The organism is Paraburkholderia sartisoli, assembly GCF_900107685.1.
GTDB classification, from domain to species: Bacteria; Pseudomonadota; Gammaproteobacteria; order Burkholderiales; family Burkholderiaceae; genus Paraburkholderia; species Paraburkholderia sartisoli.
On the sequence record NZ_FNRQ01000001.1, the window covers coordinates 1,236,422 to 1,251,781 of the forward strand.

General features: G+C 63.1%; 14 protein-coding genes and 1 tRNA gene. 4 read left to right on the forward strand and 11 right to left on the reverse strand.

Annotation, left to right across the window (positions count from 1 at the left end):
* Positions 1-18: 18 nt before the first annotated feature.
* The 8 genes from BLV45_RS05630 to otsA all read right to left on the reverse strand — a co-directional run bounded on the left by BLV45_RS05630 (position 19) and on the right by otsA (position 9,041).
* The gene (locus tag BLV45_RS05630) at positions 19-1,224 is read right to left on the reverse strand and encodes an MFS transporter (protein WP_090530073.1); all 1,206 of its coding nucleotides are present in this window, start codon (positions 1,222-1,224) and stop codon (positions 19-21) included.
* Between the two features lie 202 nt (positions 1,225-1,426).
* Positions 1,427-2,254 (reverse strand): phosphodiesterase, encoded by an 828-nt coding sequence (locus tag BLV45_RS05635; RefSeq protein ID WP_090530076.1) that lies wholly within the window; start codon positions 2,252-2,254, stop codon positions 1,427-1,429.
* Between the two features lie 49 nt (positions 2,255-2,303).
* Complete coding sequence (locus BLV45_RS05640; RefSeq protein WP_090530079.1) at positions 2,304-3,353, reverse strand: ABC transporter ATP-binding protein; 1,050 nt, start codon at positions 3,351-3,353, stop codon at positions 2,304-2,306.
* Positions 3,350-4,276 carry an ABC transporter permease gene (locus BLV45_RS05645; RefSeq protein ID WP_090530082.1) on the reverse strand — a complete coding sequence of 309 codons (927 nt, stop codon included), beginning with the start codon at positions 4,274-4,276 and terminating at the stop codon, positions 3,350-3,352. Before BLV45_RS05645 ends, BLV45_RS05640 begins: the two co-directional genes overlap by 4 nt.
* A 20-nt stretch (positions 4,277-4,296) precedes the next feature.
* Positions 4,297-5,121: an ABC transporter permease gene (locus BLV45_RS05650; RefSeq protein ID WP_090531178.1), complete on the reverse strand. Its 825-nt coding sequence runs from the start codon at positions 5,119-5,121 to the stop codon at positions 4,297-4,299.
* A gap of 88 nt (positions 5,122-5,209) precedes the next feature.
* A complete protein-coding gene (locus BLV45_RS05655) occupies positions 5,210-6,196 on the reverse strand; it encodes an ABC transporter substrate-binding protein (RefSeq protein ID WP_090531181.1) in 987 nt (328 codons plus the stop codon).
* Positions 6,197-6,332: 136 nt separating this feature from the next.
* Positions 6,333-7,388 (reverse strand): substrate-binding domain-containing protein, encoded by a 1,056-nt coding sequence (locus tag BLV45_RS05660; RefSeq protein WP_090530084.1) that lies wholly within the window; start codon positions 7,386-7,388, stop codon positions 6,333-6,335.
* Between the two features lie 219 nt (positions 7,389-7,607).
* Positions 7,608-9,041, reverse strand: a complete 1,434-nt coding sequence (gene otsA / locus BLV45_RS05665) for an alpha,alpha-trehalose-phosphate synthase (UDP-forming) (RefSeq protein WP_090530087.1) — start codon at positions 9,039-9,041, stop codon at positions 7,608-7,610.
* A 446-nt stretch (positions 9,042-9,487) separates the two neighbouring features.
* Between otsA and BLV45_RS05670 the strand changes: the two genes are divergently transcribed.
* Positions 9,488-9,572, forward strand: a tRNA-Leu gene (locus BLV45_RS05670).
* A 191-nt stretch (positions 9,573-9,763) separates the two neighbouring features.
* Here BLV45_RS05670 and catC read toward each other — a convergent pair.
* The 3 genes from catC to BLV45_RS05685 all read right to left on the reverse strand — a co-directional run bounded on the left by catC (position 9,764) and on the right by BLV45_RS05685 (position 12,285).
* The gene (gene catC / locus BLV45_RS05675; protein WP_090530090.1) at positions 9,764-10,042 is read right to left on the reverse strand and encodes a muconolactone Delta-isomerase; all 279 of its coding nucleotides are present in this window, start codon (positions 10,040-10,042) and stop codon (positions 9,764-9,766) included.
* An 86-nt stretch (positions 10,043-10,128) separates the two neighbouring features.
* Positions 10,129-11,256, reverse strand: a complete 1,128-nt coding sequence (locus tag BLV45_RS05680) for a muconate/chloromuconate family cycloisomerase (protein ID WP_090530093.1) — start codon at positions 11,254-11,256, stop codon at positions 10,129-10,131.
* 105 nt (positions 11,257-11,361) lie between these two features.
* Positions 11,362-12,285, reverse strand: coding sequence for a LysR family transcriptional regulator (locus BLV45_RS05685; RefSeq protein ID WP_090530096.1), 924 nt, complete (start codon positions 12,283-12,285; stop codon positions 11,362-11,364).
* A 175-nt stretch (positions 12,286-12,460) separates the two neighbouring features.
* On the opposite strand from BLV45_RS05685, the gene catA reads away from it, so the two are divergent.
* The 3 genes from catA to benB all read left to right on the forward strand — a co-directional run bounded on the left by catA (position 12,461) and on the right by benB (position 15,357).
* Complete coding sequence (gene catA / locus BLV45_RS05690) at positions 12,461-13,393, forward strand: catechol 1,2-dioxygenase (RefSeq protein ID WP_090530099.1); 933 nt, start codon at positions 12,461-12,463, stop codon at positions 13,391-13,393.
* A gap of 120 nt (positions 13,394-13,513) precedes the next feature.
* Positions 13,514-14,872 carry a Rieske 2Fe-2S domain-containing protein gene (locus BLV45_RS05695; protein ID WP_090530102.1) on the forward strand — a complete coding sequence of 453 codons (1,359 nt, stop codon included), beginning with the start codon at positions 13,514-13,516 and terminating at the stop codon, positions 14,870-14,872.
* On the forward strand, positions 14,869-15,357 hold the full coding sequence (gene benB / locus BLV45_RS05700; protein ID WP_090530106.1) for a benzoate 1,2-dioxygenase small subunit: 489 nt from the start codon (positions 14,869-14,871) through the stop codon (positions 15,355-15,357). Before BLV45_RS05695 ends, benB begins: the two co-directional genes overlap by 4 nt.
* The last annotated feature ends 3 nt before the right edge of the window (positions 15,358-15,360 follow it).

Consider the following 15,360-nt stretch of genomic DNA (forward strand, 5'->3'; position numbering starts at 1 on the left):
GAGGCGCACGCGACGCATTCAGAGCGCGTCGGTCTCTGCCGGACGGCCGTGCAGATGATTCCACGCGGCGAGCGCGGCACACAGAAGACCCGCAACCGACACCCCGATCCAGCCGAACGCGTGCCACGCGAGCGCGCCGATTGCCGAGCCGGCCGCGCCGCCGATGAAATAGCACACCATGTAGACCGTATTCACGCGGCTGCGCGCCTCGGGCTTGAGTGCATAGATGCGCGACTGGTTGGAAATCTGCGCGGCCTGCACGCCGATATCCAGCACGATCACGCCGACGACCAGCCCGGCAATGCTCGCGCCCGATACGCCGAAAATCACAAACGACACGGCGACGAGCCCGATCGCGAACGTGATGATCGAGCGCGGCCCGCGCCGGTCGGAGAACTTGCCGGCAAGCGGCGCGGCCAGCGCGCCCGCGGCGCCCACGATGCCGAACAGACCGGCCGCCTGCGGCCCCAGATGGAATGGCGGCCCGGCAAGCAGCAGCGACAGCACCGACCAGAAGATACTGAACGCCGCGAAGAGCGCGGCGCCCGTGAGCGAGGCCTCGCGCAGCCCGCGATGCTCCACGCTCAGATGCCACATCGACGCGAGCAGCTTGCCGTAGCCGAGCGTCGACGTCGGCTTGCTGTGCGGCAGGCGCGTCACGATGACCACCGACAGGCCCAGCAACGCGACGATCGAGGCAAAGAACACCGCGCGCCAGCCGAAATACTCCGCGATGAACCCCGCCGCGGTCCGGGCGAGCAGGATGCCGAGCAGGAGACCGCTCATCACCGTGCCGACGGCGTGTCCGCGAGCCGAGGGCGGCGCCAGTTCGGCCGCGAACGGCACGGCCTGCTGCGCGATCGTCGCGAGCACGCCGATCGCGAGGCTCGCGACGATCAGGACCGTGAGGCTGGATGCGGTGCCCGCGACGAGCAGCGAGACGCACATGCCGGCCGTCTGCAGCAGGATCAGGAAGCGCCGGTCGAAGCGGTCCCCAAGCGGCGCGAGCAGCAGCATGCCGAGCGCGTAGCCAAGCTGCGTGACCGCCGGCACGGCGCCGATCCACGCCGCGCCATGCGGAAACGACTGACGGAAATCGTCGAGCAGCGGCTGGTTGTAATAGATGTTGGCGACCGCGACCCCGGCGATCGTCGCGAGCAGCAACAGCAGGCCGCGCAGCGAAGCGGCGGACGGGGCGGTGGCACTTGAACCGGATGTGGACATGGAAATACGCAACGGCGAACGGGATGGGCTCAACCGGCCAGTCAGTCAGCCGGAGAGGTGGTGCCGCGCATCGGCGGCACCTTGAGCGTGCCGATCATACCGGAGCGCGCGCAACCCTGCTGGGCATGGCTTTGTGCCCGTGTACCCTCGCGTCGTTTCGCCTTTGTGCGTTCCCGCCGCGCCGCTTGCGCCGTGGACGCGTTCAGTCGATTAACGCGCCAGCGGGTTCATAGAACGGATACGGGCCGTCGAAGGCGTCGACATAGGCATGATGCGTGACGAGGCCCGTGGCGGGCTCGTAGCGATGCAACGCGAACGCGGGCGGCTCCAGCATGAAGGCGGACGGCGCATCGTCGCGCAGATCGAGCGCGACCTGATGCGCGGGCGCGGGCACGGCCGAGGCGATCGTGCCGCCGAAGCGCACGAACATCGGCCGGTGGACGTGACCGCAGATCACGCGCTCGACGTTCGGATGTTGCGCGATGAGCGTGGCAAGGCGCGTGGCGGCGGGCGGATCGAGGCGCGCGCGATCCATGTGACCGATGCCGCATTCGAACGGCGGATGATGCAGCGCGACGATCACGGGCCGCTCGCGCGCGGCGTCGAGTTGCGCGGCGAGCCACGAGAGGCGCGCGTCGCACAACTGGCCCGCGCTCTCGCCCGGCTGCAGCGAATCGAGCGCGATGAAGCGAAGCGGGCCGATATCGGCGGCGTACTGCACGAACTCGCCGCCTTCGAACAGTTCCGCGCGCTCGGGAAACACCTCGCGAATTTCAGCGCGCCCATCATGATTGCCGAGCAGCAGGTAATACGGAATCTCGAGCGCGGCGAGCAGCGACTTCAGGTGGCGATATTGCCCGACCGAGCCCTGATCGACGAGATCGCCCGTCATCAGCACCACGTCGGGTCGCGGGACCAGCGCGTTGAGGCGTGCGATGCAGCGCTGTAGCGCGGCGGCGGTGTCGACGCGCCGGTAGGCGAGCGCGCCCGGGCTCTTGATGTGCAGGTCGCTGATCTGGGCGATAAGCATGGGAAAGGTCCTTGCGTACATTGTCAGGCAGTTGAACAGTATCGCATTGTCACGCGAGTGCGATCAGCGCGTCCCCGGCGATCGACAGTCCGACGGGCGTTCCGCGCGCCAGTTCGACGCGCCCGGCGACATCGACGACGAGCGCGTCGGGTGCCGCCCCACGAATCGTGAGGCGGGTGCGCTCGCCGAGGAACGCCGCGCCCTCGATCGTCCCGCGCAGCTGCGCGTGCGCCGGGTCGACCAGTTGCGCGTCCTCGGGGCGGAAAAACAGTTCGCGCGCGCCGGTGCCGGACGCGTGCGCCGGACGTGCCGCCGGCACCGCGCCACCGGTCGTGACCAGCGCGCCGTCACGCCATTCTCCCGCAAGCCGGTTGATCGTGCCGATGAACCCGGCGACCGCGCGGTTCGCCGGCTGGTAGTAGATGCTGCGCGGCGTGCCGATCTGTTCGATGCGCCCCGCGCTCATCACGACGATGCGATCGCCCAGTTCCATCGCTTCGGCCTGGTCGTGCGTGACGTAGACCGTCGTCACGCCGAGGTCGCGCAGCAGCGTGTTCATTTCAGCGCGCAACGCGTCGCGCAGCCGCGCATCGAGCGCGGTCAGCGGCTCGTCGAGCAACAGCACGCGCGGTTGCAGCGCGAGCGCGCGGGCCAGCGCGACGCGCTGGCGCTGGCCGCCGGAGAGCTGGTCGACCGGCTTGTCGGCGTGGTCGGTGAGACGCATCATCGCGAGCAGCTCGTCGACGCGCCCGCGCAGCGTCGCGGCCGCGACGCGCCGGATTTTCAGGCCGTAGCCGATATTGCCGCGCACGTTCAGATTCGGAAACAGCGCGTAGCTCTGGAACACCATGCCGACCTGGCGCCGCTCGATGGGCAGCGCCGTGACGTCTTCGTCGCCGAACAGCACACAGCCGCCGGCGTCGGGCGTTTCGAGGCCAGCTATCATGCGCAGCGTCGTGGTCTTGCCGCAGCCGGACGGCCCGAGCAGCACCAGCGTTTCGCCGGCTTCGATCGACAGGTCGAGCGGTTCGAGCACGCGGGTATCGCGAAACGTCTTCGAACAGCGGTTCAGCGTGATCGGAACGGAGGCGAGTTTCATGGCGTAACGTCCGGAGGGTTTGGAGTGTCAGGCGAAGCGAGCGAGGCACGCAAGCGGCGTTTCGAGGCGCCGCGTCGCTGCCCGGTGGCATCGACGCCGAGCCATTGCATCGCGACCAGCAGTGGCATCGTCATCAGGAAGAAGAGGATCGTGTACGCGCTGCCGATTTCGATGCGCAACGACGCGTAGGTATCGGCGAGCCCGACCGGAAGTGTCTTCGTATCGGGCGTGTGCAGCATCCACGTGAGGTTGAATTCGCCGATCGACAGCGTGAGCACGGCAAGCGCGCCCGCGACGATGCCGGGTTTCGCATTCGGCAACACGATCGTGAAGAAGCGCTGAAAGAACGTCGCGCCGAGACTTGCCGCCCCTTCTTCGAGCGTGCGCAGACCGGAACCCGCGCAGACGGCCGAGACGGCACGCACCATGAACGGCAGCGTGAACACCACATGACCGACGACGATAAACGCAACGCTCATGCGAAACATCGTCCATCCGCCGTACACGACGAGTAGCGCAAGCGCGGACGCGAGCCCCGGCAACGCGACGGGCAGCACGAGCAGTTCCTCGATGACACGCGACAGGCGCGTCCTGCTGCGCGCAAGGGCATAACCCGCCGGAACGCCGGTCAGCAGCGTGATGGCGAGCGTGGCCGCCGCGACCTCGAGCGAAAGAAACACCGACGCGTGATACTGCGTCCACACCTCGACGAGCCAGCGCAACGTCAGCCCGCTCGCGACGCCCCGAAAATAGTTGACCGTCAACCCGGCGACGATCGACATCGCGACGGGCAGGATCAGGAACGCGCAGAGCAGGAGCGTGATGCACCATTGCCCGAGCGCGAGCCACGTGCGTAAGGCGGGAAATCTCGACGCGCGTCGTGCCGCCACCGTCGATGCGCCGTTGTGCGTGAGAGAACTCATGGTGTGCCGATCCTCCTGCATTACGCGGTTGCGGCAACAGCCGGGCCGGTTGCGCTGCGCGCCAGCGTCAGCACGAGCCACGTCACCGCGCCAAGGACGATCGAGAGACCCGCGGCCGTCACCATGTTCGCGTTCAGCGTGAACTCGGTGTAGATGGTCATCGGCAGTACGTCGATGTCGGTGGCGAGCGTGAACGCGGTGCCGAACGCGCCCATCGCGGTCGCGAAGCACACCGCGCCCGCGGCGATCAGGCCTGGCGAGAGTGCCGGCAGCACGACGTCGCGCATGATCTGCCACGGCGATGCGCCGAGCGAGCGCGCGGCTTCTTCGAGCGACGCATCGAGTTTCGTGGCCGATGCCATCACCGTGACGATCACGCGGGGAATCGAGAAATACAGGTAGCCGAGAAAGAGCCCGCTCATCGAATAGGCGAAGACCCAGCGGTCGCCGGTGAGTTTCAGCGAGAGCGCGCCGATCAGGCCTTGCCGCCCGGCGAGCATGATCACCATGAAGCCGACGACCACACCGGGAAACGCGAGCGGAAACGTCAGCAGCGCGAGCAGCGTGGACTTGCCCGGGAATTCGCGGCGCGCGAGCAGCAGGCCCGCGATCACCGACAGCACGAGCGTCGTCAGCGTGACGGCCGCGGACAGCGCGACCGTTGCGCCAAGGCTGCGCATATAGCGGCCGTTGCCGAGCAGCATGCGGTACGTGTCGAACGCGTGACCATCGGCGCTGACCTGAAGCAGCGCGACGACGGGGAGCAGCCAGAACGCGATAAAGACAGCGAGCGCCGGCGCGAGCAGCGCGATGCGCCAGCGTAACGGGAACGTGATGTCGTGCATGACGGGTGTGGGAGGCGTGATAAACGTGGACGTGCCGGCGTTGCTGCGACCTGCGCGCGTCAAGGCCGCGCACAGGTCGCGCTTTCGTTCAATGCATGACCTGCAGATAGCGTTCGCCGAAGGCGGTCTGCTTCGCGGCCATCTTGCCGAAGTCGACCGGCTGGACGCGAGCGTAGTCGCTGGCGGGCAGGAACTTCGAAGCCGCCTCGCGGCTCATCGCGCCTGCGCGCACCGGGCGCAGATACGCGTTCGCCCACAGTTTCTGGCCTTCGTCGGACAGCACGAAGTCGAGCACCTTCCTGCCGTTCGCATCGTGCGGCGCGCCCTTCACGAGACTCATCACGTACGGCACGGAAATCGTGCCTTCCTTGGGAATCACGAATTCGACGTTCGCGTGATCCTTGTACTTCGCGCGATAGGCGTCGAAGTCGTAGTCGAGCAGGATCGGAATTTCGCCAGAGAGCACGCGCGCATAGGCCGTCTGTTTCGGCACGATCGGCGCGTTTGCCTTCAGCTTGCGGAACCAGTCGAGGCCCGGCTCGAAGTTGTCGAGCGTGCCGCCCAGCGCCTGATTCACCGCGACCGCGCCTGCGTAACCGACGAACGCGCTCGACGGATCGAGATAACCCACCATGCCCTTATATTCGGGTTTCAGCAGGTCGGCCCACGAACGCGGCACTGGCCTGCCTTCGAGCGCATCCTTGTTGACGAAGAAACCGAGCGTGCCGGAATGGATCGCGAACCAGTAACCCTGCGGGTCCTTCAGGTTCGCGGGAATGTCGTCCCAGTGTGCCGGCCTGTACGGCTGGATCACGCCTTTCTCCTTCGCCTGGAACGCCGACGATACGCCGAGATACACGACATCGGCGACCGGGCTTTTCTGCTCGGCCATCAACTGCGCGATCGCCTGGCCCGAGTTCTTGTTGTCGTATGGCACGCGGATGCCGGTCTTCTGCTGGATCGCCGCAATCTGGCTTGCCCAGTCGGCCCATTCGGGCGGGCAGTTGTAGCAGATCGCGGTTTCCTCGGCGTGGAGGGGCGCCGCCAGCAGCGCGGCCGACGCGACGAGCGTCATGCCTGCGGCGCGCACGAGCCGGCGCAGCAGGGAATCGACAACGAAGGGACGACGGTTCACAGCAGGTCTCCTTTCAGGGGAAGTGTCAATGCGTGTGGATGAAGCGTGAGCGTGCGAAAGGACGCGGGCATGGAGGTCACCGGCTCGCCTGCGGCAACTCGCGCGCGCGGGCGACACTGCTGTCGCTTGCGATGGCGGCGATCGTCGCGCCCGCGCGCAGCGTGTGCGGCAGGGTCAGCGAGAGCGACGCATCGCTTTCGTACGCGCCTTCGATGCGGCCGGTGAGCCGGCGCCACGCGGCGCAGCCGATCTCGCGGTTTGGCGCGCCGATGCTCGCAAGCGGCGGCGACAGCAGATCGCCGATCGCGAGCCCGTCGAAGCCGAGAATCGACATGTCGCGCGGCACCTCGAACTGCGCGCGGCGCAGGCCGCGCATCACGACCATCGCCAGTAGATCGTTGCTGCAAAAAAGGGCGGTGGGACGCGTCGGGCCACTGGTCAGATGCGTGAGCACCGAAGGCGCGAGTTCGTCGGCGTTGAAGTCGATCTCGAGCGCCGGTGCGGGCTGAAGGCCGGCCTGCTGCATCGCCTGCGCATAGCCGGCATGGCGCAACCGTGCGCGGTCCGACGCGGCGAGCGTGCCCGCGAGCATCAGGATGCGGCGATGACCGTGGGCGATCAGCATGCGCACGCCGTCGTATGCGGCCAGCCGGTTGTCGACCGAGACCGAGGGACGGCGCACCGTGTCGTTGTGCATCAGCACGTAGAGCAAACCGTCGCGGTCGAGCTCGTCGAGCACGGGGTGTGTATCGGCGTCGGCGACGGTCAGGATCATTCCTTCGACACGTTGTGTGCGCAACGTCTCGATGGCGTGGCGTTCACGGTCGGCGTCGTATTGCGTCGTCATCAGCATGAGGCGATAGCCTTGTGCCGAAGCCAGTTCGTCGATGCCCTGCAGACATTCCGCGAAAACGGGATTCGCGAGCGTCGGCAGCACGACGCCGACAAGGCGCGAGCGCTCGCCACGCAGTTGCCGGCCTAGCGGACTTGGACGGAAGTGAAGGGCGTCGATCGATTGACGCACCTTGTCGAGCGTGACCGGATTGACGGTGTGCGGCGCGTTGATCGCCCGCGAGACCGTTGCAATCGAGAAGCCCGCATGTGCCGCGACATCCTTGATCGTGGGAATCATCCGCTCGCCCCGTGTTGTAAACGTTTTCGTCGAGCGGATTATCTGGAAGGTTTGTGACTGTGCGATGACGGCAGGGGCGTCACGTGGGGAATGGGGTAGAAGCCGAGCCGCGACCGCCGGCGGTCGTCGTGGCGACCGGCAATCCTGCAATCGGCGTCTTTATCGGCGTATTGCCAGGCGCGCTTTTTTTACGTCGAAGGTGCGCCAGGCGCCTGCGGGCTAATCCGGAAGATTAGCCGAACTGCTCAGGGTTGCCTCGACATTGCCGCTGCTTTCCATGGACGAGAGATCCGTCAGGAAACTCGAACTCCACCAATGCACGTCGAACTGCCTGATGCGTCGCATCAATGCCGCGTGGCGGGCAGTCCGCTCTTCAATCGACATCGTGAGCGCGCGCTGGATCGCGAGCGCGGTTCCTTGTGTATCGTACGGGTTCACGAGGAGCGCTTCTTTTAGCTGCTCCGCCGCGCCGGCGAATCGCGACAAAACCAGCACGCCCGGATCCGAGGGATCCTGTGCCGCGATAAACTCCTTGGCGACCAGATTCATGCCGTCACGCAACGGCGTGACAAGCGCGACACGACTCGCGCGATAAAGACCAGGCAGCCGCTTGCGCGCGACATTGCGATGGATGTATCGAACAGGCATCCAGTCCAGTTCGCCATAGTCGCCGTTGATCGCGCCGCACAGGCTGTCCATTTCAACGCGAAGATCGTCATAGGCTCCCACGTCCTCCCGGCTTGGCGAGGCGATCTGGATGAGCGTCGCGCTGTTGCGGTTCTCAGGATAGCTCGCGAGAAGTTCACGAAAGGCATGGACCCGTTGTGGCAGACCTTTCGAGTAGTCGAGCCTGTCGACGCCCAGAAGCAGGCGGCGGCGCGAATACTCGTGGCGGATCTGCTCGAACATCTCGACGCCATCCCGTCCCCGCGCCTGGCTCGCGAATTCATCGACATCGATTCCGATGGGGTACGCGCCGACGCGCAGCGTGCGCTCGAACGCGCGCAGCCGGTTGCCAGGCAGCCTGTCTGCCTGTGCTTCGGACTCGACGTATCCGGCGAAATGGGTGACGTCCGCCTCGCTCTGAAAGCCGACCAGATCGTAGGCGAACAGCGAACGCATGAGCCATTCGTGTTCGGGAATCGCAGCCATGATGAGCGGCGGCGGCATGGGGATGTGCAGGAAGAAACCGATCCGGTTGCGACAGCCGAGGGCGCGCAGTTCTGTAGCGAGGGGAATGAGGTGGTAGTCGTGGACCCAGATGATGTCGTCGGGTCTTAGCAGGGACATCAGCTTGCGGGCAAACAGCTGGTTGACACGCCGGTATCCGGCGGCGAATCGAACGTTGAACTTCGCGAGGTCAAGCCGGTAGTGGAATACCGGCCATAGAACCTTGTTCGAGTACCCGAGGTAGTAGGTATCGTGATCTTCCTGGGTCAGGTCGATCGTTGCCAGTTGCACGTTGCCGACTGTTTGCAGCTTGATGTCGCGGTCGCTGCCCGTTCCGGGTACGTCATCGCGAAGTTTTCCGCTCCAGCCGAACCACAGGCCACCTGTCTGTTGCAGGCTTTCCTTGACTGCGACTGCAAGCCCGCCGGCTGCGGCTTTTCGGGGATCGGCGGTACGATTTGAAACAACGACAAGACGGCTCACTTGATCCTCGCGATTGGTTAGGACAGGCCAGGGCGAGGGCACAACGCAGGTCGGCGAATCCAGTTGTTAGCGGCACTGCTCATCTGTCGCTATACGTCGTCCAATTCTCCGGCACGAACAAAATCACCTTTACCAGACACCTGTTTTTCACTAGAGCGTGTAAGCGATCGTAACACGGGCATGCCTGTGCCATCAAACGGCCGCGATGTTCGAGCATGGCGAAAAGCCGGAATATACGCGGGAAACTGGCCTTTGTGAGAAGGTGAAAGAGCGTTCGTTAAGTGTGCTACAGGATCTCGACAGAGCGGCGTTTCACGTCATGTTTTTGGGTACGTGGTGAAGTCTGCGAAAACGGTGTTCTCGCAGACTTCACTATGGAACAAAGGCGGGCTGGCGCCGGGCTGACAAGGCGGCGCGTGATAGAATATCGTCCGCTTCACAACCTGGCCGGGGTGATGAAATTGGTAAACATAGCGGACTTAAAATCCGCCGCTTAACAGCTTGCCGGTTCAAGTCCGGTCCCCGGCACCACAGTATCCATAAGGCTCTTCGGCACTTCGCCGTGTCGTGCAAGAAACGGGTGTGTGCCTTTTTCTGCTATTCCCGGATTTCTGCCGACTATTCTCCCTGCCAATCCTGTCGACAGCTATATCAAGCCTGTCCGTCACAAGATGCGCGCAGCGCTTTGCCGACACAACCGGTTCATGCCATCCGTTGCCGCTTCAGCGAATGGACGACGGATGACGCGCGAGCGCAGTCACCTCCATCGTCATATACGGAAACAGCGGCAAGCCTGAGAGGAGGGTGTGCAGTTCGTCGTTCGACTCGACGTCGAAGACACTGTAGTTCGCATACTCACCGACCACGCGATGCAGTTGCTGCCACTTGCCTTGCCGTTGCAACTCCTGCGAATATGCCTTCTCGCGAGCCTTGATTTCATCGGCCTCGGAAGCCGGCATGTCGTGTGGCAGGTGTACGTCCATTCTTACCAGATAAAGCATGGTTCTCTCCCGGAAAATACGAAGCTCCTGCCAGTTCACTGGCAGGAAAAAGTCGAAGCGACCAGTTCTGCGTTGAGCACATGTGCTCAGACGTTTTTGTCGCGACGGTAAAAGGCGAGTTTTTCCTCATCGATATGAAGACCCAGGCCCGGTCCTTCTGGCATATGAAGGTCGAAGTCCCGATATTGGGGGCGTGCGGTGACGATGTCGTCTTTCAGCAGAAGCGGTCCGAACAGCTCCGTACCCCAGGCAAGTTGTGGAAGCGCGCTAAAGCCGTGCGCCGATGCAATCGACCCGATGCTGCCCTCTAGCATCGTGCCGCCATACAGCGACACGCCGGCTGCATCCGCAATGGCGGCCGTGCGCATCATTCCGTAGATTCCACCAGACTTCGCAATCTTCAGTGCGAACACGTCCGCGCACGCACCGCGCACGAGTTCAAGGGCGTCCTCCGGGCCTGTCACGGCTTCGTCGGCCATGATGGGCACGATGAAACGCGACGCGAGTCTGGCGAGTGCTCCGCGCTGCTCTCGCGGAGTGGGTTGCTCGATGAGGTCGATGCCAGCCGCTTCGAGTGCCGCGATTCCGGGCGCCGCGTCAGCCTCGGTCCAGGCCTGATTCACGTCGACAGTGACTTTGGCGCGATCGCCGAGCGCGGCTTTGATTTTCGAAACATGCGCCACGTCATCACGAACGCTGCGACGGCCAATCTTCAGCTTGAACGTATTGTGGCGACGTTCGGCAAGCAGCGTTTCGGCTTCATCGATGTCGCGCTGGGTATCGCCGCTTGCGAGCGTCCACAGGACCGGCAGCGTCTTGCGGACGGCGCCGCCAAGCAGCGTTGAAACCGGCACACCCAGGCGCTTGCCCTGAGCGTCCAGCAGAGCCGTTTCAATGGCGCACTTGGCAAACCGGTTTCCGCGGGCGACCTTGTTCAGCTTGAGCATTGCGCCGTTGATGCTGGTCGCATCCAGCCCGGCGATTGCAGGTGCCAGGTAAGTGTCGATGGTCAGCTTGATGCCTTCGGGACTCTCGTCGCCGTACGACAGGCCGCCAATCGTAGTGGCTTCGCCAATACCCTCGATGCCATCGCTCGAGCGCAGACGGACGATCACCAGGGTTTGTTGCTGCATCGTCGCCATGGCGAGCTGATGCGCGCGAATGGTTGGGAGATCAACCAGAATCGCTTCGACAGAGGTGATTTGAGCGTTCATACCTGAAATGTTGGAGTTGAGGGGTTGCTGAAGTATTACGCGCCCATTAACCCCCTGTCCAACACCGTCGACGTCTGGTGTCATACCCCCGAGGTATGGCAGGTGTCATCGCCCCGAATCGTTACGGGGCGCATAGGGGGTCTTTTCCTCCTCGTACAGCCGATAGATGAGGTCGAGCATTTCACGGATGTCCCGGGACTCGTCGAGCGCACGCGTGCTCATGATGATTGGGGAAACCAGCGTGGGGTCGTCCAGTTCCTTGTAACTCACATCGTCTCGCTTCAGGCCGTACACGCTACCCGGAACGAGAGAAATTCCTTCCCCTGCTGCCACGAGGCCAAGCGCAATCTGCAACTCGCGTACTTCATATATCCGGCGAGGCTTGAGGCTACGGTCCCCGAATGCCGACAGCACCTGGTCCGCATAGCTGGGTCGCGGCGCCTTGGGGAAAATAATGAGCGTCTCGTTGACGAGGTCGCTAAGGCCGAGAACGGGCTTGACCCGTGAGAGAGGATGGCCCTCCGGGAGCGCGACGATCATCTTCTCCTCGCGAAGAATCACCCGACGGATGTTTGCGTCCTCATGCCGGATACGGCCGAACCCGACATCGATCTGACCATCTTTCAGCGCCCTGATCTGGTCCATCGTCGACATCTCGTGGAGGCTGAGTTCAACGGTGGTGTTCTCGTCGCGGAAGCGCCGGATGATTTTGGGCAGCATTCCGTACAACGTCGAACCCACGAAACCGACCGAGAGGCTGCGCTCGATGTTGCCCACGCGCCGCGTCATTGATTCGAGTTCGGACGTCTGGGCCAGCAGCTGGACGGCATGGGCATAGAAGAACTTGCCGGTCTCGGTGAGCTTCAACGGGCGCGAGTCGCGCTGGAATAGCTGCACCTCGAGAATCTCTTCGAGCTGCTGTATCTGGCGGCTCAAGGGCGGTTGGGCCATGTTCAGCCGCTGGGCCGCGCGCGTGAAATTGTGTTCCTCGGCGACAGCGACGAAATAGCGAAGATGCCGCAGTTCCATGTCAATACCTCTGGGATATAGACCGATACTAAATCAGTGTTGGACGGGGTCTTCGAGCGTCAATTATTCTGTTTTCACACTCTGTTTCAGCACCCATTATACCTCCGGGGCATATTTCGACGGGCGCTAAACCAGGGGTTAACCCCCACCAGAAAATCAGGATTCAGGAGCAGACATGAGCGTCAAAGTGTTCGATACGAAGGAAGTCCAGGACCTGCTGAAGGCGGCTGCTAACGTGGGTAGCCAGGACGGCAATGCTCGCGCCAGGCAGATTGTCCATCGCCTGCTGGGCGACCTGTTCAAGGCCATCGACGACCTTGACATGACGCCTGACGAAATCTGGGCGGGCGTTCACTATTTCAACAAGCTCGGCCAGGACGGCGAAGCTGCGCTGCTTGCCGCGGGCCTCGGTCTCGAGAAGTATCTCGACATTCGTATGGATGCGGCGGACAGGGAAGCCGACATCGGCGGCACGCCGCGCACCATCGAAGGTCCGCTGTATGTTGCCGGCGCGTCCGTGCGCGAGGGCGTATCGAAGATTGATATCAATCCGGACGAGGACGCCGGTCCGCTGGTGATCCGCGGCACGGTAACCGGTCCTGACGGCAAGCCCGTTGCAGGGGCGGTGATCGAATGCTGGCACGCGAACTCGAAAGGCTTCTATTCGCACTTCGACCCGACCGGCGCGCAGAGCGCGTTCAACCTGCGCGGAGCGGTCAGCACCGGTCCCGACGGCAAGTACGCGTTCCATACGCTCATGCCGGTCGGTTACGGCTGCCCGCCACAGGGCGCGACCCAGCAACTGCTGAACGTGCTCGCCCGCCATGGCAACCGTCCGGCGCACGTGCATTTCTTCGTCACGTCCGGCAGGTACCGCAAGCTGACGACGCAAATCAACATCGAGGGCGACCCGTTGATCTGGGACGACTTCGCCTACGCCACCCGCGAGGATCTGATTCCCCCCGTGGTCGAGAAGACCGGCGGCACCGCGCTGGGAATGAAGGCCGACACGTATAAGGAAATCGAGTTCAACGTCGAGTTGACTCCGCTGGTTCAGGGCAAGGATAACCAGCTCGTTCATCGCCTGCGTGCATCTGCTGCCGCCTGAACGCTAAACGCTAAACGCGGCCGCTACGTCGTACCCCTGCTGCCGCTCAATCCGTCGCAAGAATCTTTCGACACCGATGCGCGTGCTCCTTCACCACGAGCGCGCGTAAGGAGAGCACTCATGTCTGCCATTATCGACAAAGCCTCGCAACTGGATGAACTGCTGCACACAGCCGTTCAGGACGACAGGCAAAACGGTGTATTCCGTTGCCGCCGCGACATCTTCACGAACACTGATCTGTTCGAGCTCGAGATGAAGCACATCTTCGAGAGCAACTGGGTCTATCTCGCGCATGAAAGCCAGATCCCCAACAACAACGACTACTACACCACCTGGATTGGCCGTCAGCCCATCGTGGTCACGCGCGACAAAGGCGGCGAACTGCACGCGGTCATCAACGCCTGCGCGCACAAGGGTGCAATGCTTTGCCGCAAAAAGCACGGCAACAAGGGCACCTTCACGTGTCCGTTCCACGGCTGGAGCTTCGCCAACACCGGCAAGCTCCTGAAAGTGAAGGACGTGAAGACCACGGAATACCCGGTGCAATTCAACACCAACGGCTCGCACGACCTGAAAAAAGTCGCCCGCTTCCAGAGCTATCGCGGCTTCCTGTTTGGAAGCCTCAATGCAGAGGTGATGCCGCTGGAAGACTACCTTGGCGAGACCAGAACCATCATCGACCAGATCGTCGACCAGGCCGCGGACGGGCTGGAAGTGTTGCGCGGCAATTCCTCGTACATCTACGAGGGCAACTGGAAGATGCAGATGGAGAACGGCTGCGACGGCTACCACGTCAGCACCGTGCACTGGAACTACGCCGCGACGATGGACCGGCGCAACGTCGACGGCACCAGGGCCGTGGATGCGAACAGCTGGAGCAAGTCGGTAGCCGGTGTGTACGGGTTCGATCACGGCCACATCCTGCTGTGGACCCGGACGATGAATCCGGAAGTGCGGCCGGTCTATAAAAACCGCGACGAAATCAAGGCACGCGTGGGCGACGTGAAGGCGGACTTCATCGTCAACCAGACGCGCAATCTTTGCCTGTATCCGAACGTGTTCCTGATGGACCAGTTCAGCACGCAGATTCGCGTCGTACGTCCGGTCAGCGTGGACAAGACCGAAGTCAGCATCTTCTGTTTCGCACCGAAGGGCGAGAGCGCCGCCGACCGCGCTACCCGCATCCGCCAGTACGAAGACTTCTTCAACGTCTCGGGCATGGGCACCGCGGACGACCTCGAAGAGTTTCGCGCCTGCCAGGTGGGCTACGCCGGCACCACTGCGTTGTGGAACGATCTCTCGCGCGGCGCACCGTTGTGGGTCGAAGGTCCCGACGCGAACGCGAAGAACATGGGCCTGAAGCCGCTCATCTCAGGCGAGCGTAGCGAAGACGAAGGCCTCTTTGTGTGTCAGCACGAATACTGGGTCCACCAGATGCGCGACGCACTCAAAAAGGAACAAGGGGAGGCCGTGGCATGAGCTTCGATTACCAGAAAATCTGCGCGGTGCTGTTTCGCGAAGCGCGCCTGCTCGACGATCGTCAGTGGGACGAATGGCTCGCCTGTTATACCGGGGACGTCACCTACTGGATGCCAGCGTGGGATGACGACGACCAGCTCGTCGACGACCACGAGAGTCAGATTTCGCTGATGTATTACCCGGACCGTGGCGGCCTGGAAGACCGGGTATTCCGCATCAAGACCGAACGAAGTGGTGCCTCGATGCCTGAACCGCGAACCAGTCACAACGTGACCAACGTGGAAGTACTGGCCGAGGGCGAGAACGAAGTGGACGTGCGCTACAACTTCAACACGCTCAGCCACCGGTACAAAACCACCCATCAATTTTTCGGCACGACGTTCGTGACCCTGCGAAAGGTCGACGATGAACTGTTGATTTGCTACAAGCGAATCGTGCTGAAGGACGACTACATCCACCAGGTGCTCGACGTCTATCACGTTTGATGT